Origin of the sequence: Paenibacillus sp. FSL H7-689, from assembly GCF_000517905.1 — a bacterium.
Classification (GTDB): Bacteria; Bacillota; Bacilli; order Paenibacillales; family Paenibacillaceae; genus Paenibacillus; species Paenibacillus amylolyticus.
Genome location: NZ_ASPU01000015.1, coordinates 125,315 through 148,771, shown reverse-complemented (window position 1 = coordinate 148,771; position 23,457 = coordinate 125,315). Strand labels below are relative to the sequence as shown.

General features: G+C 46.7%; 19 protein-coding genes. 15 read left to right on the top strand and 4 right to left on the bottom strand.

The window, feature by feature from the left end:
• Nucleotides 1-18 precede the first annotated feature (18 nt).
• Nucleotides 19-666: a type A chloramphenicol O-acetyltransferase gene (gene catA / locus C170_RS11600; RefSeq protein WP_036609601.1), complete on the bottom strand. Its 648-nt coding sequence runs from the start codon at nt 664-666 to the stop codon at nt 19-21.
• Between the two features lie 232 nt (nt 667-898).
• On the opposite strand from catA, the gene C170_RS11590 reads away from it, so the two are divergent.
• The 9 genes from C170_RS11590 (at nt 899) to C170_RS11550 (ending at nt 14,077) form a co-directional block, all read left to right on the top strand.
• Nucleotides 899-1,459: a flavin reductase family protein gene (locus C170_RS11590; RefSeq protein WP_036609597.1), complete on the top strand. Its 561-nt coding sequence runs from the start codon at nt 899-901 to the stop codon at nt 1,457-1,459.
• 575 nt (nt 1,460-2,034) lie between these two features.
• Complete coding sequence (locus tag C170_RS11585) at nt 2,035-4,128, top strand: acyltransferase family protein (RefSeq protein WP_036609595.1); 2,094 nt, start codon at nt 2,035-2,037, stop codon at nt 4,126-4,128.
• Between the two features lie 258 nt (nt 4,129-4,386).
• Nucleotides 4,387-5,700, top strand: coding sequence for an extracellular solute-binding protein (locus C170_RS11580; RefSeq protein ID WP_036609593.1), 1,314 nt, complete (start codon nt 4,387-4,389; stop codon nt 5,698-5,700).
• A 101-nt stretch (nt 5,701-5,801) separates the two neighbouring features.
• The gene (locus tag C170_RS11575) at nt 5,802-6,683 is read left to right on the top strand and encodes a carbohydrate ABC transporter permease (RefSeq protein ID WP_036609591.1); all 882 of its coding nucleotides are present in this window, start codon (nt 5,802-5,804) and stop codon (nt 6,681-6,683) included.
• A 36-nt stretch (nt 6,684-6,719) separates the two neighbouring features.
• Nucleotides 6,720-7,574 (top strand): carbohydrate ABC transporter permease, encoded by an 855-nt coding sequence (locus C170_RS11570; protein WP_164783106.1) that lies wholly within the window; start codon nt 6,720-6,722, stop codon nt 7,572-7,574.
• A gap of 30 nt (nt 7,575-7,604) precedes the next feature.
• The gene (locus C170_RS11565; RefSeq protein ID WP_036609589.1) at nt 7,605-9,386 is read left to right on the top strand and encodes a cache domain-containing sensor histidine kinase; all 1,782 of its coding nucleotides are present in this window, start codon (nt 7,605-7,607) and stop codon (nt 9,384-9,386) included.
• Nucleotides 9,383-10,969, top strand: coding sequence for a helix-turn-helix domain-containing protein (locus tag C170_RS11560; RefSeq protein ID WP_036609588.1), 1,587 nt, complete (start codon nt 9,383-9,385; stop codon nt 10,967-10,969). The genes C170_RS11565 and C170_RS11560 overlap by 4 nt, the downstream gene beginning before the upstream one ends.
• Nucleotides 10,970-11,059: 90 nt before the next feature.
• On the top strand, nt 11,060-13,636 hold the full coding sequence (locus tag C170_RS11555) for a glycoside hydrolase family 2 protein (protein WP_036609586.1): 2,577 nt from the start codon (nt 11,060-11,062) through the stop codon (nt 13,634-13,636).
• A 213-nt stretch (nt 13,637-13,849) separates the two neighbouring features.
• Nucleotides 13,850-14,077, top strand: coding sequence for a hypothetical protein (locus C170_RS11550; RefSeq protein ID WP_036609583.1), 228 nt, complete (start codon nt 13,850-13,852; stop codon nt 14,075-14,077).
• Between the two features lie 149 nt (nt 14,078-14,226).
• Here C170_RS11550 and C170_RS11545 read toward each other — a convergent pair whose 3' ends face one another.
• Entirely contained in the window at nt 14,227-15,342 is a 1,116-nt protein-coding gene (locus C170_RS11545; RefSeq protein ID WP_036609581.1) for an FAD-dependent monooxygenase, read from the bottom strand.
• A gap of 270 nt (nt 15,343-15,612) precedes the next feature.
• On the opposite strand from C170_RS11545, the gene C170_RS11540 reads away from it, so the two are divergent.
• A complete protein-coding gene (locus C170_RS11540) occupies nt 15,613-16,095 on the top strand; it encodes a MarR family winged helix-turn-helix transcriptional regulator (protein ID WP_036609579.1) in 483 nt (160 codons plus the stop codon).
• A 98-nt stretch (nt 16,096-16,193) separates the two neighbouring features.
• Here C170_RS11540 and C170_RS11535 read toward each other — a convergent pair whose 3' ends face one another.
• Nucleotides 16,194-16,493, bottom strand: coding sequence for a hypothetical protein (locus C170_RS11535; protein ID WP_036609577.1), 300 nt, complete (start codon nt 16,491-16,493; stop codon nt 16,194-16,196).
• Between the two features lie 214 nt (nt 16,494-16,707).
• On the opposite strand from C170_RS11535, the gene C170_RS11530 reads away from it, so the two are divergent.
• The 5 genes from C170_RS11530 (at nt 16,708) to C170_RS11510 (ending at nt 21,658) form a co-directional block, all read left to right on the top strand.
• Complete coding sequence (locus C170_RS11530; protein WP_036609574.1) at nt 16,708-18,732, top strand: Na+/H+ antiporter; 2,025 nt, start codon at nt 16,708-16,710, stop codon at nt 18,730-18,732.
• A 109-nt stretch (nt 18,733-18,841) separates the two neighbouring features.
• Nucleotides 18,842-19,780: an aldo/keto reductase gene (locus C170_RS11525; protein ID WP_036609573.1), complete on the top strand. Its 939-nt coding sequence runs from the start codon at nt 18,842-18,844 to the stop codon at nt 19,778-19,780.
• A 66-nt stretch (nt 19,781-19,846) separates the two neighbouring features.
• Nucleotides 19,847-20,635 carry a polysaccharide deacetylase family protein gene (locus C170_RS11520; protein WP_051447130.1) on the top strand — a complete coding sequence of 263 codons (789 nt, stop codon included), beginning with the start codon at nt 19,847-19,849 and terminating at the stop codon, nt 20,633-20,635.
• 214 nt (nt 20,636-20,849) lie between these two features.
• On the top strand, nt 20,850-21,056 hold the full coding sequence (locus C170_RS11515; protein WP_036609571.1) for a YwbE family protein: 207 nt from the start codon (nt 20,850-20,852) through the stop codon (nt 21,054-21,056).
• A gap of 2 nt (nt 21,057-21,058) precedes the next feature.
• Nucleotides 21,059-21,658 carry a DUF4269 domain-containing protein gene (locus C170_RS11510; RefSeq protein WP_051447129.1) on the top strand — a complete coding sequence of 200 codons (600 nt, stop codon included), beginning with the start codon at nt 21,059-21,061 and terminating at the stop codon, nt 21,656-21,658.
• Nucleotides 21,659-21,680: 22 nt separating this feature from the next.
• Here the strand turns inward: C170_RS11510 and C170_RS11505 are convergent, their stop codons facing one another.
• Complete coding sequence (locus C170_RS11505) at nt 21,681-23,123, bottom strand: membrane protein (protein WP_036609569.1); 1,443 nt, start codon at nt 23,121-23,123, stop codon at nt 21,681-21,683.
• Between the last annotated feature and the right edge of the window lie 334 nt (nt 23,124-23,457).

Here is a 23,457-nt window from a genome sequence, read left to right as displayed (position 1 = left end):
TTTTTGTCATTTAGATAACTAACACCAATCTTGGCATCGATCTGAAAGTGATTGCAATTCATTAAATACAACACCAGCATGGTAGCCGTCGCACACGGCGTGATGTAACTGAACGGATAAGGGAAGATATACTTTATCGTTCTGTTGAACATATTTCCCCATCGTGAAAATAGGCAACAAGTAGGTACCCTCATTATAAATATTCAGATTAAATCCGGTAAAGTTCACCCAAGGAATACTGGAAACGGGAAAAGTATTTGGCGGTTCATTGGGTTTGGCAACAAATTGTTTGTGATCTTTGTAATTCTTCATATCTTCCAGATAACGAATGTGGAACGTCTCGAAATCTTCATGGAATGCTGTCCAGATCGTTGAGAAACTTTTGTTGTCCTCATGAAAAATTGTATAACTCGGAGACATTTCGTCCCAGTAGCCCAATCTCCCCTCGGCGTCAAAACAAGTTCGAAATTCCCTGTGTGCATTGACAACCGTAGAGATCATGTGAATAAGAGCGGGATAGAACTTCAATCCTTTAAGCTTCAGTTCGTTGATCAATAGAGTGATATCCAGATTAGCAGTTATGCTGTAGGTACATCTGACCTGATTCAAGTAGTGGTCAAAGTATGGCTTTCGATCCCACTGATCTATCACGATTGAATTAAACATAAGTTATAACCTCCTAAATTTGAATAATGTCTTTATTTAGGAGGTATATTTGACTGATTTGACCATATCCTATCACATTCCCAGTATCGTATTTTTAGAAATTGATCCATCTCAGTATAACATGATACTGAATGTGACGCTTATAGCGAAATCGTCTGCAAAACGCTTTTTCAACCTGTTTCATTCCTTTATAATTAAAGTTGTCTTTATAACGAAGAAGAGGGGGGATTAGATGCGTCAGCCGATAGAAGAACCTATATTTTATTCTTATCCTGGAATGGTAGCGGTGGTGACTTCACGTCATGAGGGAGTCCAGAATGTGATGGCGTCCGGATGGCATACATACATCGGGTCATCACCAGGCGTATATGGCATCTCGCTTCGTAAGGAAACATACTCCTATGAACTCATTGAGAAGAGTGGCGTATTCGGTGTTCATTTCCTGCCAGGTCATCGATCGGAGTGGATTCAAGCTGCAGGAACGTTCAGTGGGAGAGATACGGATAAATTCACAAGATTCGGCATTCCGTATGAGGAAGGAATCAAGGTAAGTGTACCCATGTTGACAGATGCTTATTTTGCTTATGAATGCAAGGTTATGGAGATTACGACATATGGTGACCATGAATGGATTGCAGGCGAAGTGTTGCAGCGATATCAGGATCAGAAGTACTTCCTGGAGAATGGAATGGTTGATCTGGAGAAGTTGCAAATCCCAATGTACACAGGGCGTTCAGCATACCGGATCATGGATTCGAGGACAGAAGAAAAGATTCACCCGTTCCACCTCTAGGGTCCTAGGCAAGAAGAAGCAATTATGAGCAAAACTTTCAATCCGGTCTGACATAGGTTTATAATGGATATTGGCTGCTGAGCAAGTCGGCAGCCTTTTGTTATGAATTCAATTGTTTCAATCGATGTGTGCGTGGGTATGCTGGTTTGTGCAAGCGGGACAGGTAATTTTAGCCACTCGATGAAAAGTACTATATTTAACGACAAAATTAGAGTATGATTTTACAGCTATATGAGCTGGCAGGAAAGGTTACATCGGTTTAATCGTTTGTAACTATTCCTGTAAAGTATGAGGCTTTATACGGGCGTATAATGCTAAACGTGAACTCACGAATGAATATAAATAATATCGTAATGATTAAAACTTAATGGACTGGCCACACGTCTTCCTTAAGTCTATAGAATTCACACAGAATGTCGCATCATCGGATCGTGCTTCGAACAGAAGCTTTTCTTATGCTGTAAATGAAAGATGGAAGGTGCAATACGTATGTTAATGACAACCAGAACGATCAGGAGTTCCTTTATGCCCCCAACACCGATGTTGTTGACTCACAGTAACAAGGAGGGGCATGCATGTCACAATCGTTAAATCGTAAGAGACATATGAACGGACTTGACGGCTTGCGAGCCATCGCTGTACTTGCGGTAATCGCGTATCATCTGAATTTGGATTTTATTCCGGGCGGACTGCTCGGTGTAGGTATATTTTTTGTTCTCTCGGGATATTTAATTACAGATATTCTCGTGTCACAGTGGCAGGAACATGGACGCATTTCACTCGGTGATTTCTGGGTAAGACGGGTAAGGCGTTTGCTTCCAGGCATGCTGACTATGACAGCTGTGGTGATGATCTGGTTGGCTTGTACAGATCCATCCCGGCTTGCTGCGCTTCGTGGTGATATCGTTTCGGGTGTATTATACATAAGCAATTGGTGGTATATCTTTCACAACGTTTCCTATTTCGAAAGTTTTGGCCCTCCATCACCGTTTGGACATTTCTGGTCACTGGCTGTGGAAGAGCAATTTTATCTTATATGGCCTCTTCTACTGATCGCAGCAATCGTAGTGTTCAAAAGAAAGGGATGGCTGGTCGTTTTCATTGTCGTCGCAGCTGAATTATCTGCTGGCGCAATGGCCATCATGTATAATCCGGATTTGGACCCGAGCCGTGTATATTATGGAACAGACACGCGGGCATTCGCACTGCTTGCTGGTGCTGCTCTTGCCGTGGTGTGGCCTAGTCGCAAGCTATCGAACTCTCTGTCTGGCATGAACCGGCTTGTGCTCGATGTGTCGGGACTTGCTGCGCTCGCTTTGTTAATCTACATGATGCTGAACAGCAGTGAATACGATCCGTTTCTGTATCAAGGGGGCATGGTGCTTCAGGCTATCGCAACAACGTTGCTGGTAGCGGTGTTGGCTCACCCATCGTCTTTCCTGGCACGTATCATTGGCGCGAAGCCATTACGCTGGATCGGAGAGCGATCCTACGGATTATATCTGTGGCATTATCCTGTCATTATGTTAACCAATCCCGCGGTGGATACGGGAGGAGCACATCCTGTACGAATCATTTTACAGGTTGCTGTAACGGTTGTACTGGCCTCATTGTCCCTTAAATATATTGAAAATCCGATTCGGTACAATGGATTCCGTGATTCTTGGTCCCGATTATGGGGAAGAGGGCGGTCATCGATCGGTATACGTAACGTATGGTGGAAGCGGGCAGGTCTGTTGATGACGATTCTGCTGTTGTCCTATACGGTATCTCAGATGATGGTCTCCCATGCAGCGAACTCCGATTCCCATTCGGTATCGATGTCCAACACATTAAATGGAGAGAATTCCGTAGCGGAGGAACAGGGACAGGATGTGTTGCCAGCTATTACAGGAACGTCAGGCTCTGGCCAAAAGAACGATGCTCATACCCATAAACCGGAAGCAGGAACGAAAGATGATCCGGGGAAAAATGAGAAGCCAACAGGAGAGTCTGCTCCAGATTCAAAACCTGACGAACAGGACAATTCAGTGAATCCTGGCAAGGACGGTCAGTCTGAAGATAAGGCGGCTGATGACTCCGTGACGAACGAGAATGATACATCGGATGACGCCGGAGCGAATCAATCCGATAATACGGATCATACGGATGATACACCTGATTCATCTCAGGACAATGAAGAAACGGCTCCTCCAGCCCAGGATGGTAAGGTTCATTATACTGTCATTGGAGATTCGGTGATTTTGGATGCAAAACCGTATCTGGAGCAAAGTATATCAGGAGTGTATGTGGACGGACATGTCGGTCGTCAGATGTGGCAGGCAGGCGATGTATTGGAAGGTCTGAAGCAAAACAACCAAATGGGCAGCAAAGTGGTGCTGGAGCTCGGGACGAATGGTTCTTTTAACTCCAAAAACTTGAATGCTGTGCTTGATTATCTGAAGGATGAGGATCGGGTATATCTGGTTACTGTGCGCGTACCTCGTCCATGGGAACGAACGGTGAACAGGGCGTTGAATGAAGCAGCATCCAAATACAGCAATGTCTCGTTAATTGACTGGAACAGTGCAAGTGAGGGACATGACGAATATTTTGAAAAAGATGGCGTACATCTCACTACGCAAGGGTCCGAAGCTTTTGCAGAACTGGTGAAGAACAGTATCCAATAATACGCAATCCATATTTAATACGATTTAGCACTTATTCATTATATATAGCCTGGGGTGAAGCTACCGACGGCTGCAACAAGAAAGAGCTCTCATTGTGAGGGCTCTTTTTATATGTTATGAACAAATAAGTCAGCAAAGTAAATTCCAAACAGGGGAACCGATATTTTTCACCCCTGCATCCGTGGATCGTCACCTTACGGTATGATAGCGTTAACATTTACAATAAGTGTATTCAAATCGCCGAGGGGGATTATAGAGATGTTGAAAAAATGGCTTTCGGGTTTCCTGGCAATAACATTGTTCTCCATTATTCTGGCTGGCTGTGCTGGCGGGGACACTTCAGAAGGAGGCAGCGGCAATGACAAAGTAACCGTCACACTCTGGCACAACTGGACCGGACAGGATGCAAAGGCGGTTGCGATGCGCAAAATAATTGAAGATTTCCGCGCGGCGCATCCAGATATTGAAGTTGTGGATGAAGGCCTGCCAACAGATGGTCTCAAAACCCGGCTTCGTACGGTGGCCGCTGCCAACGAGATGCCAGACCTGTTCGTGATGTGGCCGGATGCCATGACGAAGGAATTTGTCAAAGGGGATCTGTTACAGCCCATTAATGCAGAGCTGGACGCAAAGCCGGAGTGGAAAGATAACTTTATCCCGAATGCACTGGACGGATACACCGTAGACGGGAATATCTACTCCGTGCCGATGAATCTGGCGCCAAGTTCCTTCATTTATTACAATGAAGCTCTTTTCAAACAGTACAACGTAAAAGTGCCTGAGACCTGGGCGGAACTGGAACAAGCGATTGCTACTTTTAATCAAAATAAAGTCATTCCCATGGCACTTGGCAACAAAGCCAACTGGGTAGCTCAATCAACGATATTCAGTACACTGGCTGATCGGATTACCGGCACAGACTGGTTCCTGAAAGCGGCAGCACAAGAGGGTGCAAGCTTTACCGATCCACAATTTATTGAAGCCTTGAACAAGATGCAGGAGCTTGGCAACACCAAGGCATTCCAGGATGGATTCAATAGTATCGATGAGACACAGATGATGCAGCTTTATTTCCAAGGTAAGGCAGCGATGGTCATGAACGGCGGATGGGCCTTGGCAAATCTGGTGAACAATGCACCTGAAGAGGTGTTGAACAACACACATATTACGATTCTTCCTCCAGTGGACGGAGGTCAGGGTGAACCAAGAACAACATCCGGTGTAGTAGGAACCGGGTTAGGTGTAAGTAAAAAGCTGAGCGGTGCACAAAAAGAGGCAGCGATGGAGCTGTTCTACGCGCTGGCAGGACCTGATGGTCAGAAGGCCACATTGGATAGCAGCACATTGGTGAGTTACAAGATTGATCTGGACAAAACCAAAGCACATCCATTGTTCGTTGAATTATATGATCTGATGCAAGAAGTGAAGATCACGCCAGTATACGATTCCAAGCTGGGATCGGCAACGGTTGAGGTTATTAATAATGCATTGCAAGAGTTGCTTATGGGCGGCAAGGCCGAAGACATTGCGGCTAAAATTCAGGCGGCTCAAGCCAATGCAGTTAGTCAGTAACCATTCGTTAAAACCCCTTCCCGGCAGGGGAGGGGTTTTAAGTATGAATGAGACAGTCAGTTGCAAGTTGGTAAAGGCATTTATGGAAGGGAAGTGAACAGATGAACGCACTGCGCAGTCGGCGTTTTATTATGCTGGGGCTTGCCCCGGCAGTCATCATTTATGCATTGTTTGTATTTGTACCGGTCGTGTGGTCGGCATACTACGGTTTCTTCAACTGGTCCGGCATCGGCGCATCCAAATATATTGGTATGGATAATTACGTGGAGATCTGGCATGATCCTGTGTTCTGGCGGGCACTGAAAAATAACGTTATTTTTGTGTTGGCATCGGTATTTGGACAAATTCCGTTAGCGCTGATGTTGGCGGTCATCTTACACAAAAGTAATCCGTTACAGCGGTTTCTGCGCTCAGCCGTATTTCTGCCGATGGTGTTATCCACTGTCGTTATCGGTATGATCTGGCAGTATATCTATCATCCGCAGATCGGGATATTGAACTTTCTGCTGGACGCACTGGGGCTGGAAAGTTGGAAGCTGCAATGGCTTTCCGATGACAAGATTGCCATTTTCTCATTGGTACCGCCGCTGCTCTGGAGCTTTGTCGGGTTGTATCTGATTATCTTCATCTCGGCGTTGCAGAATATTCCCGGCGAGATTCATGATGCTGCCAAAATAGACGGTGCTTCAGGGATTCGGAAACTGGTATCGGTCTCTTTGCCCATAATCTGGGGTACGGTTCAGGTAGCGATCATTCTATGTATTTCGGGTAGTCTGAAATCATTCGATCTGGTCTACATCATGACCAAGGGTGGTCCGGCACATGCGACGGAACTGCTTGCAACGTATATGTACAATTCAACCTTTACAACATACCGATATGGTTTTGGTAGTGCGATCTCCACAACCATCGTACTGATCTCCCTGCTGCTGATCGGAACAAGCCAGTGGCTAACCAGTCGCAAACGAAAAGAGAATCAATAGAGAGGAGGAGCTATCATGCGCGTGACACCTGTATCCATGCCATCACCTCGAAGCAGCTCGGGCCATCCGATTCGTCGCTTACGTAGCGGAATTGTTTGGACGCTGCTAACGGTCTATGGTATTTTAACATTGTATCCGTTCTACTGGCTCGTGATTAGTGCATTCAAAACAAATGAAGATTTCTATAGCAGGCCCTTTGGTCTGCCGGAAAACTGGAATGTTGCCAATTTCAGCAATGCATGGGAAAGCTCCAGACTAGGGACTGCTTTTGGCAATTCACTAATCGTATCGGTGGGATCACTTATTCTGACGCTGTTCATTGCAGCGCTGGCTTCATTCATCCTGGCTCGTTTCCAGTTTCGCTGGAAAGGGTTGATCATGACCTTCTTTGTTGTTGGTATGCTCATTCCGATCCATAGTACGCTTGTCCCCTTATTTATTCTAATGAAACAGATGTCCTTGCTAAATACGTACTGGGCCTTAATATTACCTTATACGGCTTTTGCATTGCCTACGGCCATTTTTGTGCTTACGGCTTATCTGACAAGTGTTCCACGTGATATTGAAGAGGCAGCTTTTATTGATGGAACAGGACTTTGGGGGCTGTTTACCCGAATCATGCTACCCATGTCTGTGCCTGCGTTGTCAACGGTTACGATCCTGAGTTTCCTGCATGCGTGGAATGACTTTTCATTTGCGCTTGTATTCATCAACAAAACCGGATTGAAAACGTTACCGCTGGCCATTGCGAACTTTGCGGATGGGTATCAAACCGATTACGGATTAACGCTTGCTGCCATGACCCTATCGGTCATTCCAACCATTATCTTGTATCTCATATTCCAGGAACAAGTTATGAAAGGCATGACAGCCGGAGCTGTCAAAGGATAGGCGAAAGCACATCCAGAGGAGGAGAAACGTTTGGCACGCTGGCTCACATCTTCGTTACAAAGGAAGCTATCGGTCGTCGTGACGGCTTCAATGATTGTGCCATTGCTGGCGTTGGGTCTGTTCGCCTTTCTGATCTCTTCCCGCATTACAGAGCAAAAAACAAAGCTGTCCGGCATGGATACGCTGAAACAGGTGGAAGCAAATCTTCGTTATATGTTACAAGATGCCGAGAATCTCTCCATTTTCCTGATTGGAGAACGGGACATCCAGCAGTATCTTAGCCACAATGAAGATCATGAGCTGGACCGGGTGGATATCCTGGGCAGGATGACCAATCTGGCGGCTTCCAAGAAATATATTGCGAACATCGCCATATATCCGGGACGTTTTGATGCCACATTGTCAACAGCTACCTGGTATGAATCCAATGAATCGAACCTTTCGTATCCCTCTGTTCCAAGCGGTGAAGCAGTCAAACAATGGACGGGAGTATACCCGGTGCAGAATTACGCGGGTATTCAAAATGTGATCACATTGGTTCGGCCGATCCGCAGTATCCATGATTATCGGCCCATCGGCTGGTTAGCCATTAGTCTGGATGAGAAGGCCATATCCAAGGGATGGGCCGCTCTGGGATTAGGAAGAGGGCAAGGCAGACTGGAACTCATCGGCAGTTCTGGAGAGATTCTGTCTTCGATGGACAAATCCCGGCTTGGACTTAAGCTGGAAGGTGTCGAACGAGGAATTACAACGTTAATTCAGGATGGCGGTAGCGGAACCACCACGTATGGCAGTGGTGACGATAAACGGACGTTGCTCTATTATCCGGAAGAATTGACGGGGTGGACGTTGGTTGGAACAGTCCCTTACGACCAATACAAGTCCGAGAATCGGTACATTCTTATTCTAACCGGCTGCGCCGTTGCCATGTCTGCTGTGATCAGTGCTGCCTTGGTCTGGTTTACGGTGCGGCGTGTGACGAGGCCGCTTCGTGTGCTTACCAGACATCTGTCCCGAATTGATCCGGAACGTCCTCTTCCGCTGTTTCGGTCTGAAAGTGATGACGAGATTGGCAGGCTTGGGGAGAGTTACAATCTGCTCGGTGCACATATTCAGTTATTAAAGGAAGAGATTATTCGAGGTGAAGCTCGCAAAAAAGAGGCAGATCTTCGAGTGCTTCAGGCACAGATTAACCCGCACTTCCTATATAACACGCTCTCTTCGATTCACTGGATTGCCTTAATGTCTGAAGAGAAGAGAATTGCGGATATGGTTGAGGGCCTGAGTGATTTTCTGCGTATCAGCTTGAATAATGGTCAGGATTACTGCCCTGTGGAACAGGAGATTGCTCATATTCGCCATTATGTGCGTGTGCAGTCGATTCGTTTCCCTGATCAATTTGTGTTGCATTATATCGTAGATCCAGCGCTTGAGAAGCGAATGATGCTGAAGCTATTGCTGCAACCGCTTGTTGAGAACGCCATGATTCATGGCATTCAGCCCAAAGTAGGCGTGGGCACCATCACTATAATGATTCGTAAGGACCCGGATAATGAACAGATGAATGTGCTGGTGCTGGATGATGGTGTAGGCATGGAGCCGGACAGACTGGAGCAATTAAGGATAAGCATTAGGGAATGGAAGGGAAAACAGCCGGAAAAACAGCTGAACCAAGGCGGTTATGGGCTCTGCAATGTGAATGAGAGACTGCTGCTCCATTATGGAGCGGATGCACAGCTTGAAGTAGACAGCAGGGTTGGGGGAGGTACCCGGATTTCGTTTTCCATTCCAATCTTGGAGGGTTTACCATGAGACTATTAATTGTTGATGATGAAGTGATTATCCGTACAGGGCTTGCCAGCGTTATCGCTTGGCATGAACTCGGAATTGAACTTCTTCAACCTGCTGCCTCGGCAGAGGAGGCGTTAACACGTTTGGCTGAGGAACGTCCGAATATCCTGATGACGGATATTCGGATGACAGGCAGATCAGGGCTGGAACTGGCAGAAGAGGGCCTGCGATTGCTACCTGAGCTGGAGGTCATTATTTTGTCCGGATACGATGACTTTTCTTATGCCCAACAGGCGATTCGCCAAGGTGTTACAGATTATCTGCTCAAAACAAGTAAGCCGGAAGAGATCATCAAAACCGTATTACAGGCCAAACAGCGCATCACGGAACGTTGGGCAGAGAAGTCCAGAGAGGGACAGCTTATGCGGGAGAATCGAGAGCGGTTATTTGCTGGATGGATCATTGATGGTGACACCGCTTCGGGCCATTTTCCTTCATTCTTGCGATCTGATGCTGGAAAAGAGGCAGGGGTTGTTGGCCTTGATGATGAACAGATTCTCAGACAAGTCATTATTCTTCGAGCAGAGGGTTGGGATCGATCCTCGGATGCGCTATTACGATTTGCGGTCCAGAATACCCTGGAGGATATGTTACCTGGTGCCATTGCTCATGTAGAGAAACAGCAAATTATCTGTGTAGTTTCATGGCCGCCTGTGGAACATGAAACTACGTTCAGGCTGGAGAGTGCATTACGTCGGGTGGAGCAATTACTGAAGTGCACCCTGCGCGCAGCGGTAGGTCTGCCTATGCGTGGATATGCAGATCTGCACGAAAGCTACAGAACTGCTTCAGCTGCCTTTCGATATCGGGGTTTGATGGATGATAAAGTATGGCATTATGAGCACGTTCAGGATCGCCGAGGTGGTAAAACTGTACTTACACACGAAGAGGAGACCAGACTTGGTACAATATTGCTGGATAATGATTCAGTCACGTTAACGACTTGGACGCGGGAACTTGTGGCTAATCTGATTACAGAACCGGAGGTCACACCAGATTCGTTCAATGCTTGTCTGCACTCGGCCGTCATTGCAGGTCATCGCTGGCTGACTCGCACAATGCGAGCCACAGGGCGTGAAGAACCCGCAAGGCTGGAGCCTTGGTTGCCGGAACCGGATGGCGAGGCTGCGGAGCTCGGGGATATGCTGTTTCATCATCTGTATGGTCTGATGCATGTCTATCATAGCCGAATGGGTCAGGGACAGGCTGCCCATGTGCAGAAGGCTATTGGTTATATTGAATCTTCATTGGCGCAGGATATTAATCTGCAGCAGGTAGCTGGACATGTTCATTTGCATCCAGGTCACCTCAGTGAACTGTTTAAAAAAGAAATGGGTGTGACCTTCGGAGATTTTGTCACCGATATGCGTATACGAAGAGCGATGGATATGCTCGCGGTGTCTCCAGCGAAGGTCAGTGAAGTCGCTGCAATCAGCGGCTACGAGGACGTGAAATATTTTAGCAGACTGTTCAAAAAACATACCGGCAAAACCCCGAGTGAATATCGCGAAGAGGCAATGTCGTTCAAGCCTTCGGGAAGTTAGAAATGAGCAGATTAGGAAACATGTCTTGCCTTATTGCAAACGTTTTCGATATGGTATTACTCAGGGTTATTGGAGAGTGAGGGCATACGGATGAAGACCTATAGTTCAAGTCAGGATTTATCGGGACAATGGAAGATACAACATTTTGAAGTTGGAGAGAAGCGGGCAATGGATGTGGCAGCAGCTGCGCTGGATGACCGTTTCTGGATTGGGGCTGAAGTGCCTGGCGATGTACATGCTGCACTGGTTGAGCGCAGTATCATTGATCCGCCCTATTACGGACATAATGATGCCAAAAGTCGCTGGATTGAGCAAAAGGAATGGTGGTACCGCACAACCTTCAATCTGGTGAGCGATGCAGAGACAGAGGAGCACTTTGAATTAGTGTTCGAAGGATTGGATACGTTTGCAACGGTATATGTCAACGGCCATGAGGTCGGGAAAACGGCCAATATGCTTATGTCACATACGTTTGATGTAACGTCTCTGGTACGCAGCGGCTGGAATGCGATTGCTGTCAAGTTTGATCCGCTTCACCTGCATCACCGGGACAAAGAAACCTTTGACTGGTCCTCGTATACGAAGGAACGGCCATGGTTGCGAAAAGCAGCGATGAATTTTGGCTGGGACTGGGGTCCACGCATGGTTACGGTGGGGATCTGGGGTGCGGTAAGGCTGGAAAAACGAACAATCGCCAAGCTGGAAAATGTGTATGCTCGTACGGAATCAGTCAGTTCAGAGTTGGCAGTCTTACATGTCACAGCGGATGTGAAGTCGGTCTTGTCTTACCGTAGCAGACAGAAACGTGAGCAGGCTGTGGTTGCGACCTGTAATGTTCGTCTGTTGGATCGCAGTGGACACGAGGTGGCAAGTGTCACTGAACTACCCGTAGAGGGTGGTATAGCAGATGCCACATTAAACGTTACGTCACCTCAGTTATGGTGGACTCATGATCTGGGTGAACCTTATCTGTATACGCTGGAGGTTACATTATTCGCAAATGGCGTTGAAGTGGATCGTTATAACGAGCCTTATGGGTTACGAACGATTGAGCTGGCTCTTCACAATGAACGGGGTGAAGATGCGTTTGCTTTTATCCTGAACGGAGTCAAGATCTACGCCAAGGGAGCCAACTGGATTCCGGCTGATCATCTGATTGGCGCCATCCCGAACTCTCGATATCGAGAGCTTGTCGAGCTGTCGGTGGAAGGGCATATGAACATGTTGCGTGTCTGGGCTGGTGGTATATATGAGAAGGATGTCTTCTACGATGAGTGTGATCGGCAAGGGGTGTTGGTGTGGCAGGATTTTGCATTCGCGAATGCACTGTTCCCGGATTTCAATCGTGATTTCATGGATAATGTAAGGCAAGAGGTAGAAAACAATGTCTTACGTCTTCGTAACCGTGCCTCGCTTGCCCTCTGGTGTGGGAATAATGAAATAGATTGGCTCTATGATATGAAGTCTGCAAGTGGAGATATTACCAGCCCGTTCTACGGTGAACAGATCTATCATGAGCTAATCCCTGAAGTGCTAGAGCGATTGGATCTGTCTCATCCGTACTGGCCTTCTTCGCCGTTCGGCGACAGCAACGGTCAGGATGCGAATGACCCGGATGTGGGGGATCGCCACAACTGGCAGGTATGGCATGGTTCGGTCTATCCAAGGAAGCATGGAGAGCCACCGCTGCTGGACTACAGCATTGAAGGTGTAACGTTCAAAAATTATAAAAAGGATCATGCGTTGTTTAGCAGTGAATTTGGTATGCATGCCTCGGCCAATCGTTACACACTGGAGAAAAATATGCCCGCAGGTCAGTTTTACTGGGGCAGTCCGGAGATGGCCTATCGTAACAAAGATACCAATCATCAAAAAGGTATTTTGCTGATGGAGGGTTATACAGGGATTCCGCAAGATATAGAAGAGTATATGAACTACTCCATGCTTACTCAAGCAGAAGGGCTACGATATGGAATTGAACATTTCCGGCGCATCAATCACCGCAACAGCGGAGCGCTTGTATGGCAATTGAACGATAGTTGGCCAGGAACAAGCTGGTCCATGATTGATTATGAACTACTGCCGAAGGCATCCTTTTATTATGGGAAAATATTCTTTCATCCTGTCCTGTTGTCACTGGAGCATGAGCCGGGTGAGCCGCTTGCGTTGTGGGTTGTGAACGATACACGTGACGTCTTGAAAGGGGAGCTTCAACTCAATGTCTATGCATTTGATGGAGAGAAGATCTACTCCAGCTCACATGCTGTTGAAGTAACATCCCAATCCTCACGGTGTATTGTTGTATTAACTGAAGTAGAGGTGTTACAGGGTAGACGCGCGGAGGAAGTAATGGTTGAGTTGGTATCCGAAGGATTTGCGGCACCGAGTAATCGTTACTTCTTGCGCGATCCTAAGGATGTGACGTTGCCAGAGTCGCAATTGAGCGTACATGTGAACGAGGAGGAGAAGTCTGTTACGGTTACGGCCAGTGGTGGGATTGCACGATTGGTGAAGCTGGAGCTTCCCCTTGGGCGTGTCCGATTCAGTGACAATTATTTCGATCTGCTCCCGGGTGAGAGCCGAACAGTGAGACTACGTCATCCAGAGCAAACGTCTCTGCCTCTGACGGAACTTCGAGTTAGTGCCATGAACGGCAGAGAAGGATAAAATAATAATAATAGACTTCGAATCTTATTCGAGGATCAAGGTGGTAATCCTGATCAGGGATGCCACCTTTTTTACTTTTGCAGCAGGGTGAGTTCCTGTCGTTGTGTCAGGTGGTTTAGTCCTTATTCCACAAGCGAAACTTCCAATCGGGTTCACATCTTGGGACATTCGGGTTAGAATGATAAAGAAATCGTTTTCAAAGGAGGTGGATTCATGTCATTTGTCTTTTACCCGGAGATGGTTATATTCATTCTGATGTTGATCCTGCTGATTATTGGTATTGTATATATCGTTCGTAAAAGCAAACAAGTATTGCGCCGCTTAAGTAATCTGGAGAAAGCAGTATATGAAAAAGACAACATCTCATCCTATCCGAAGGACGTTAATACTGTACAAGAAGCACCCAGAGAAGACACGTTTGCTCCACGTAAACGAAAATGAAGAAGGATACGGAATTACATAAAAAAGAGTTTAAACAAGCCAAACAGCCGATTCTTCTCCAAGAGGAAGTGAACGGCTGTTTGGGCATTTGGGAGGTATTTGTATCCCACTTGAAGTTTAATCGGTTATTTTATCTGGTTTAACGGGTTTTAAAGAAATGATTCATACCGCTGTTGGAAAGAGGATTCCATCTCCACTTGCCGAGCAAGTTGCTGCTGTACCTTTGCACTGCGAATCGTCTGAAGTTCCTGAAGTTGTGCAGTGGAACTGAATTGATCTGCAGCCATTTGGACAAGTAATTCGGAGAGCACATCCGCATCTTCGAGCGCGGCATTAAGTCCAAACGCACCGGTTGGGGTCATGGTATGAGCGGCATCACCGATGAGTACAACATTGTCCTGTGCCCACGACTGGCAATAGCTGCTTTCAACAGATAACAGAACAAAATCACTCCAGCTCTGAATGTTGGCAGCTACAGAATCAGACAGGCAAGGAAACGCGGATACAAGTTTATCTACAAAAGGAGCAATCGGCTGCTCTCGTAGCTTGGAATATGCTCCCTCGGGAATGTTCCATCCAATCTGAACATAACCGCCGAACTGTGAGAACAGTGCGAGCTGTTGACCATCCATGCTGGCCATTCGAACAGCGGGTTCCCAACCTACGGGTGCCGGAATGCGCGCCCAGAGCAGATCATACCCATGCTTGCGAATCTCGGGAGTCAAACCGGAATGTTTGCGTACAGCAGAGTATCTGCCATCTGCACCCACAATCACGGATGCTTCGATGGAGGCAGGAACGCCGTTTTGCCGAATGTTAATACCAACGGTCTGGCCGCTCTTGTCTCGTAACAAACCGGTCATAATCGTATTGAATAGTACTTGTTCATATGAACTGTGCTGCTGAGCGTGCGACACGATGGCTTCCAGGAGATGATCTTGGGGTACATGAATACCAACATGAGATTCTCCATTGCCTGGTGATACCGTATGAATAATCTGCCCATTTTCCCAATACTGAATCTGTTCCAAGAGCAGTGCTCCGCGTTCCTGAATGAGGGAATAGAGGCCGTGTTTATTTAAAATGGCTTCGCCGTCCACATTGAGCAACTCCCCGCGAAACGACTTGTGCAGATGGGGCTGCCGCTCAATGAGCATCGTGGAGATTCCTTTTTGATTCAGTAAATAAGATAGCAAAGCACCGCCAGGTCCAGCGCCGACGATGCAAACATCCGTTTTTAATGGTGATTGTAAATTCTGATTCATGTGCATAAGTCCCTTGCATTATAATGGTGACGCTTTATTTACTTTATAACAACAGATTTATTAAAATTATTAAGTAACTAAAAGTAACTTTAAAGATATAAGTTATTATAAACAAACCCTTTGTCATAATGCAATAGGTGAAACCCAAAATAAACAAGAGTCTTGCAGTCAACGATAGGGTGTCGGATACAAGCGCATTTTTCACAAACATCATAGTGTAAATATGTTACAATATAAGGTAGGTTATGATGAAAGGCAGGAGGAACGTTTATGAGCCCGGATACGGAGCGAAACTCTCAATTGGCAAATGTGGATCAATTGTTGGAGGCCTTCTTCAGATATAAAAATAAAGTATTGGATCAGCAGCAGAAGACCGAAACCAACTGTAAACTGAATCCGACAAAAAGTCATATATTGGGCATGATTTTACGTGAAAAACGCTGTATGGCAGTTGATGTGGCCAGACAACTCAGTTTGTCTTCCGGCGCAACCACCATTGTACTGAATCAACTGGAGACGGAAGGGTTGATCCAGCGGGTGCGCAGTGAAGAAGACCGGAGAATTGTGTGGCTGTCCTTAACGGATGAAGGCGCGCAGCTTGCCAAGACACTTAATGCGAATCGCGGCCGAATGACGTGGGAATTGTTGCAAGCACTTTCCGAAGAGGAGCAACAGCAGATGTTTGGCATGCTGAAGAAAATTGAACTGAAACTGCTGGAGAACATGAAGTCGTTTGAGCAGATCCACCGGTAGTCCATAATATGACTTGATTCCTTGAAGACGTCAGTCCTCATGAGTTCGTCCCTAATTGCGGGGGGATGAACCTTGAAGACTGGCGTTTTTGAGTTGGTTTACAAATGAAAGCGAACCACATGATCTGTCATGCCTTCCTGGATCAAAATTTCTTTTTGCTTGCTGCCCATCAGGTCAAAGTGGGGAAAGGGCTGCCGCCGATGAATGTATCCCGGGTCCAACCCATGATCGTTGCACCAACGTTCGAGACGTTCCAGATCTGCACAGCCAACTTTGGTGACACTGGTGATACCGGGAAATCGGTTGTCAATCCAGAAATGAGTGAGGTACGCAATCTCACCCCGAGCCACTTGTTCCTTCCACGCAGCAAGCTCTTGTCGTTTAATTCCAAATGCCATAGATGCAAGTTCCTTTCCAAACGGGTATTGTCCTGAGCATATTGTAACATCTTATATACAGAATCCATCAGAAATCTTTCATTCAGACTAGTCTGAGAGCAGTTAAATGGGTATATGAATATGACAACATTTTTATAATAAAGGTTGGATTATGTTAAAATAAACCTATAAAACAAAGGTTTCACCACTTCTATAGCGGAAAGGGATTGTCATCATGGAAATATTTATTGCCGTACTTGTATTACTGGTACTGATTGGTTTATCCAATATTTTAAACCGGTTTGTACCCTTTATTCCCATTCCGCTCATTCAAATCGTGCTTGGTGTAGCTATAGCTTTGCTTCCCGCAGGTGTTCACCTGCCATTGAATCCGGAATTGTTCTTTGTACTGTTCATCGCACCTTTGTTATACAACGATGGTAAGCGAACGCCAAGGAATGAATTATGGAATCTGCGTGCACCGATACTTCTGCTTGCATTAGGGCTTGTGTTCGTGACGGTGGTTGTGGCGGGATATGCCATTCACTGGCTGATTCCTTCGATTCCGTTACCTGCTGCGTTTGCTCTCGCAGCCATATTGTCCCCGACAGATGCTGTAGCCGTTGGCGCCATGGCGGGCCGGGTACATCTGCCCAAAGGCATACATAGGCTTCTTGAAGGTGAAGCATTAATGAATGATGCATCTGGCCTCGTGGCCTTTAAATTCGCGATTGCAGCCACAGTTACAGGTGTGTTTTCCCTGGCGAATGCAACCTTCAGTTTTATTCTGATTGCGATTGGCGGACTTCTTGTCGGGGCTTTGTTATCTTTTCTGTTAATCAGGCTAGGGGTATGGATCCGTAGACTGGGCATGGAAGATGTGACCATTCACATGCTGCTGCAAATCCTGACGCCATTTATCATCTATCTGGTAAGTGAAGAAATTGGGGTATCAGGTATTCTAGCGGTAGTGGCAGGCGGTATCATCCACGCCATAGAGCGTGACCGCGCTGAATCGGTTCAGTTAAAAATGCAGGTGGTATCTGCGAGCACATGGTCAGTCATTTTATTTATACTAAATGGTCTGGTGTTTGTTATTCTGGGTGTACAGGTCCCGGATGTGTTGAGTACCATTTTTGAAAATGTTTCGTTTAACAATCTGCAGGTGTTGGGATACGTGGGCTTGATCTCGGTGCTATTGCTGGTTCTGCGTTTTCTCTGGATCTATCTGTTCTGGCAAGGGAATGAATTGCTGCGTACCAAATCCTCAATTGGCCGGCCCAGATTCAAGGATATTACGATCATTTCCCTCTCTGGGGTACGGGGGGCTGTAACATTGGCGGGTGCGTTCTCCATTCCTTATGTGCTTCAGGATGGATCACCTTTCCCTGAACGGGATCTGATTATTTTCCTCGCGGCAGGGGTTATCCTCTTCTCCCTGATTGCGGCGAGCGTGTTTCTTCCGGTTCTGGCCAAGGACGATGGGAAATCCACAGAAGAAACACCGCAGAAGTCAGAACGAAAAGCACATGATATTATGCTCAATGCGGCAATACGAGCTGTCAAATCCGAAATGAACGATGAGAACAAAGCTGCGGCACTCGCAGTTGTCTCCGACTTGTCCAAGTACATCAGACAGGCCGCAGGTCAGCTTACCGCCGATAAACGCAAAGATATTCAGAAACAAGAAACGGCTATTAACCTGATTGCCACCCGGGCGGAGCGTAAAGAAGTTGAAGTAATGTTAGACGAAAATGCAATTGCTTCTGATGCGGCCTTCAAATGTGACAGCTGGCTGGATCGCAAGGAAATGATGCTGGCGAATCGTGCAAACACTCAGTTCATGACTTCGATCAGCGAGATCGGTCGTGTGTTAGGACATCTCTTCACCAACCGGTCCCAGAAGCCGAATCAACCATTTATGCTTGAAAATGCAGAACTGTTCCGTCAGGTGAAGCTGCGCACCTCTGAAGCGGCAATTAAGGCTATTCGTGCCCATATGAACGATGGGAATCGAGTAGTCGCACTGTCGGTCATTGCCAAGTATGAGCGTGTAATTGCCAAATTGCGCACCTGGAACCAGGGTAAAACGGAAGATCCATTTAATCAGGAGAAATTGGAGTTGCAGATGGTGGCGATTCAGGAACAGCGTAATACAGTGCAACAACTGTATGAAAACGGCGAAATCACCCGTGATGTGGCTGCAAAACTGCGCCGGTTTATTAACGACGTGGAAGCAACTGCGCTCAAAAACACCTAATCCGATAAATCCGATATTTTAAATATGCTAAACGGTTTGATATAATATGGGACAAGAAAGACGTTACAACTAAATTATACTTATTCGAACAGTGAAGGAGAGATGAGACATGGCAGAACAACAAATTCGGTTGGGCAAGACGGATCTGATCGTGAATCCCATTGGACTGGGTGCGAATGCAGTAGGCGGACATAATATCTATCCGGACATGCTGAATGATGAGACGGGTAAGGAAGTGGTTCGTACAGCTTTGAAACAAGGTATTAACTTTGTGGATACGGCATACATCTATGGACCGGAGCATTCCGAACGACTGATTGGTGAAGTACTGAAGGAAACTGGTCAGCGGCAGAATACCATCATTGCAACCAAGGCAGCTCATAAATTTGTGGATGGCAAGATTGTCATAGATAACTCACCTGCTTTTCTGAAAACATCCGTGGATGAGGCGTTGAAACGTCTGCAAACCGATTACATTGATCTGTTCTACATCCACTTTCCGGATGAACATACACCTAAGGATGAAGCGGTAGATGCGTTAAAACAATTAAAAGACGCTGGCAAAATCCGGGCCATTGGCGTATCTAATTTCTCCATTGATCAGTTGCGTGAAGCCAACAAAGCCGGGTATGTAGACATACTGCAATCTGAATATAATCTGTTCAAAAGAGATGCGGAGAAAGAGCTGTTGCCGTATACGGCTGAGCATAACATTTCTTTTGTTCCTTACTTCCCTCTGGCAGCGGGACTGCTGGGCGGGAAATATAATCGTGATACAACCTTTCAGGATGGACGGGCAAAGAACCCGCTGTTTACAGGTGAAGCTTTCATTGAAAATCTCGATAAAGTTGAACAACTGCGCAGCATAGCACAATCCAAAGATGTTGAGGTCGCTCATCTGGTTCTGGCCTGGTACCTGACTCAGCCTTCTATTGATGCATTGATTCCGGGTGCCAAGCGACCAGAGCAGGTCATTAACAATCTGCAAACATTAAATGTGGAATTAACTGCTGAGGAAATTGCAGTCGTGGATCAGATCTTTCGTTAATGAGTTCGGGTGAATCGGGAAATGCTAACAGGGAGTTTACGTATGAAGACAAAGTGAGGACACCACATGAACCTGAAGGCAGCCCGAGTCATCGGAATGTTCACGCTAATTATTTTGCTGGGTAGCAGTTCTGCCTATGCGAAGCCTGTACAGAAGAACCGTCAGTATTATGAGGAACGAGGAGAGATTGTGTGGGAAGTTCCCACACAGGATAAACTCATCGCCCTTACCTTTGATGATGGACCAGATCCGATTCAGACTCCGCAGATCCTGGCTTTGTTACAGCAGTATCATGCTAAAGGAACTTTTTTTGTACTTGGCAAATGGGCAGATAAATTTCCTAAACTGATTAAGCAGGAACAGCTCGAAGGGCATGAAATCGCCAACCATACGTATGCGCACACGTATGCAGTTCGATCAACACGTGCGGACAAGTACATGAAGGATATGAACGAAGCGGAAAGTTCCATCATTAAAGCTGGCGCGGAGCGTCCCCTGTTGTTCAGACCACCGGGCGGCTATTACAATGACATGGTCATCCAGGCTGCCAAACAAAAAGGGTATACCATTGTACTCTGGTCTTGGCATCAGGATACACGGGACTGGGCTTCTCCAGGTGTATCGGCTATCGTTAACAAAGTGTTGAAGAACGCACGTAATGGGGATATTGTACTATTCCACGATAAGGTGGAAGGCAAGTCGCATACGGTAGCAGCACTCAAAACGATCCTGCCGAAACTGCAGCAGCAGGGGTACCAATTCGTGACGGTGTCTGAGCTGCTTGCAGTGAAGGCACGTGAAGCTGCGAAGGATGGGACTTCACCTTCTTCTTCATTGAAGAACGTAAAGCCCTGAACATGGTAATCCAATTAGAAACCGTAGGTCTCAGATGAAGAGACCTGCGGTTTCTTTATCTTGGTCTTCATATCAACCATGGAATCAGCCTTAAGAGGTTATTGCCGTGTCCCTTTTGTTTTGAAACCAAAACGTCTACAATAGATGGAGCTTTGTGTTTAAGGGTTATATAGTATACAAGATATGAATTACGACATAGAGGAGAGTGAACATAATGAATGGACATCAACGTGTAAATATTAAGCCAGGTCTGGAAGTGGACATTGTGCTGAAGCAGGATCAAGCTACAGGTAAGCTGACACGTGGCATTGTGAAGGATCTGTTAACCAAGTCACCTACGCATCCACACGGAATCAAAGTACGACTGACGAGTGGTCAAGTGGGACGTGTGAAACAGGTCATTGCAGGAGGCTCGAAATAACTGTGGTCCAAGGCGGGGAGATAAGTACTACCGCAGAAGTAATGGCACATCTGGCTTCGGGTAATGCACGTCAGCAGGACGCCTATCATGTGTTACAGAGCAGTGGATTGCTCAATATATTAGCTGACTATCACCCATATCCAGCAGGAACGGTACCGATTGATATTGATATACCGGGCAGTGATCTGGATCTGTTGTGTTATGCAGAAGATCTGGACGTGTTTGAAGCCGAGATACACAATCGAATCGGAGCCGTTGCTGAGTTTCAATGTGTACGTGGTGGGGATCTTCCAGACCAACGTCCTTATGTGACTTGTAATTTGCAAGTGGGACATTGGCCTGTGGAGATTTTTGCCCAATCCGTGCCAGTTTACAGGCAGAATGCATACCTACATATGATCGTAGAGTGGAGATTGTTGCAACTGTGGGGAGACGCGGGACACCGTGAGATCCGCAGACTGAAACAGGCAGGGTGGAAGACGGAGCCTGCTTTTGCTTCTGTACTTGGATTACAGGGAGATCCATATGTGGACATGCTGCATCTGGCAGAGATGAAACGTGAAGATCTCTGGAACTGGGCGCGTTCACGCACGTCTTTTTGAACGGTTTAGCATAACCCTTTGGTCAGATCAGAAAGATGGCTACAATTGTTGTTACCGTGAGTCCCAGCAGTACAGGCTTCAGGTTGCGTCTTGCCAGTTCAAAGGGATTGACTCCGCAGATTGCAGCAGCAGGAATCAATGCCCATGGAATTAAGGTTCCACCACCTACCCATATAGCTGCAACCTGACCTAACGCTGTCAGTACAGGTGCGGAATCTGCCGAGCCTGCAAACATGGACGCAATCGAGCCAACCAGGGATATCCCCGAGAACCCCGAACCATCCATTCCGGTCACTGCTCCGGTTACCGTCATTGTAATGGCGCCCACCGTATCATTTAATGGCACCAGCCCAGCAAGCGCGACCCCGAGATCATTCACAATCCCGTGTGAACCTTCAGGAAGAGGGTTGATGAACAACTCCGTAATTGCAGCATCTCCCAGATAAAAAAACGCGGCTATGGGAATAACCGGTCCAAACACCTTGAAACCAAACTGAAATCCTTCTATTAAATAGTTGGTCGTTTCCTCTGGTCCCGCATGTTGATGTGCGGCAAGGGTGACAGCGATCAGTATAACCACAGCGGTTCCGCCAATTAGAGCTGTTGCGTCGCCACCTTGCAACTTCAATACAAACATCAGAATCACATCAACTGCGAATAACAGAGGGATAAGCAGAGCAAACGCCTTTTGCAGACGGGGTGACATGGCTTGACGTTGAACAGGCTGATTAGCGGGTAGGGAGGTGGACACAGCCTCTGATGAAGAAGAAGGTTCCGTGCTCACGGTACCAGATATAAAATTTGGGGAATGAACAGGTGAACCTGATTTCATCTCTTTGCGCAGCATCCAGAAGGCTGTAAGTGTAGATACAGTGCCCATGACAATGACCAGAGGTATGCTGGCCGTCATGACGGAAGTAACCGGTATACCCGCCGCATCAGCTGTAAGTTTGGGAGCCCCCTGAATAATGTAATCTCCCGACAGTGCTATTCCATGTCCGAACAGATTCATGGCAATAGCAGCTCCAATCGGAGGAAGACCTACACGCACGGCTACAGGAAGCAGTACTGCACCGACGAGTGCTACTGCCGGGGATGGCCAGAAAAATAGCGATACGACCATCATGATCAATCCGATACCCCAATACGCAACCTGAGGAGAACGGATAAACCGGGTGACGGGTGTTACCATGACCTCATTAATGCCGGTTCTGATTAGAACACGGCTCATCGCCACAATAATCGAGATGATAAAGATCGTACTTAGCAATTCTTTTGTTGCATAGATAAAACTGCTGAAGATCCCAGCAACTGACCCGCTTAAGGTTTCTGTTGCCAGAAGTCCAATGGTCATAATACCCGCGACACAGATGATGGTGGTGTCCCTGCGCCGGATCATAACTGCGATGATCAAGACGATAAATGCCAGATAGACATAGTGTAACGCAGTGAGTTGAATATTCATCGAACAGGCCTCCCTACATCCTGGTGACTAACCCGAGGAGTGATATATCGTATGCATGTCAAGATCGGGCGTTCGTGGAGTCCGGCGCTTGCCGCAGCATTTATTTTTAGGGAGAAGCTTTTGAGCTATAAATGAAGGATTTATTTTACAACTGGAGAATTTATTACTACATGAAGCTTGTTACTCTTGAAATTGGAGCGGATGGAAGTCACCAGAATTGATATGTGAAGGTCACGGGACCCCATAGACAATGGCAAGCAGGGGTGATTACAATAAACATGCCATCATAAGGAAGAAAATAGAAAAAACTATGTTGAACTAAAAAGTGTGTATT

What these genes read in the sequence shown, in the direction of transcription:
- C170_RS11520 (WP_051447130.1), top strand. Translation starts at nt 19,847, where the DNA reads ATGAACCTGAAGGCAGCCCGAGTCATCGGAATGTTCACGCTAATTATT.
- C170_RS11550 (WP_036609583.1), top strand. Translation starts at nt 13,850, where the DNA reads ATGTCATTTGTCTTTTACCCGGAGATGGTTATATTCATTCTGATGTTG.
- C170_RS11505 (WP_036609569.1), bottom strand. Translation starts at nt 23,123, where the DNA reads ATGAATATTCAACTCACTGCGTTACACTATGTCTATCTGGCATTTATC.
- C170_RS11545 (WP_036609581.1), bottom strand. Translation starts at nt 15,342, where the DNA reads ATGAATCAGAATTTACAATCACCATTAAAAACGGATGTTTGCATCGTC.
- C170_RS11570 (WP_164783106.1), top strand. Translation starts at nt 6,720, where the DNA reads ATGCCATCACCTCGAAGCAGCTCGGGCCATCCGATTCGTCGCTTACGT.
- C170_RS11585 (WP_036609595.1), top strand. Translation starts at nt 2,035, where the DNA reads ATGTCACAATCGTTAAATCGTAAGAGACATATGAACGGACTTGACGGC.
- C170_RS11590 (WP_036609597.1), top strand. Translation starts at nt 899, where the DNA reads ATGCGTCAGCCGATAGAAGAACCTATATTTTATTCTTATCCTGGAATG.
- C170_RS11540 (WP_036609579.1), top strand. Translation starts at nt 15,613, where the DNA reads ATGAGCCCGGATACGGAGCGAAACTCTCAATTGGCAAATGTGGATCAA.
- C170_RS11535 (WP_036609577.1), bottom strand. Translation starts at nt 16,493, where the DNA reads ATGGCATTTGGAATTAAACGACAAGAGCTTGCTGCGTGGAAGGAACAA.
- catA (WP_036609601.1), bottom strand. Translation starts at nt 666, where the DNA reads ATGTTTAATTCAATCGTGATAGATCAGTGGGATCGAAAGCCATACTTT.
- C170_RS11555 (WP_036609586.1), top strand. Translation starts at nt 11,060, where the DNA reads ATGAAGACCTATAGTTCAAGTCAGGATTTATCGGGACAATGGAAGATA.
- C170_RS11515 (WP_036609571.1), top strand. Translation starts at nt 20,850, where the DNA reads ATGAATGGACATCAACGTGTAAATATTAAGCCAGGTCTGGAAGTGGAC.
- C170_RS11575 (WP_036609591.1), top strand. Translation starts at nt 5,802, where the DNA reads ATGAACGCACTGCGCAGTCGGCGTTTTATTATGCTGGGGCTTGCCCCG.
- C170_RS11525 (WP_036609573.1), top strand. Translation starts at nt 18,842, where the DNA reads ATGGCAGAACAACAAATTCGGTTGGGCAAGACGGATCTGATCGTGAAT.
- C170_RS11530 (WP_036609574.1), top strand. Translation starts at nt 16,708, where the DNA reads ATGGAAATATTTATTGCCGTACTTGTATTACTGGTACTGATTGGTTTA.
- C170_RS11580 (WP_036609593.1), top strand. Translation starts at nt 4,387, where the DNA reads ATGTTGAAAAAATGGCTTTCGGGTTTCCTGGCAATAACATTGTTCTCC.
- C170_RS11560 (WP_036609588.1), top strand. Translation starts at nt 9,383, where the DNA reads ATGAGACTATTAATTGTTGATGATGAAGTGATTATCCGTACAGGGCTT.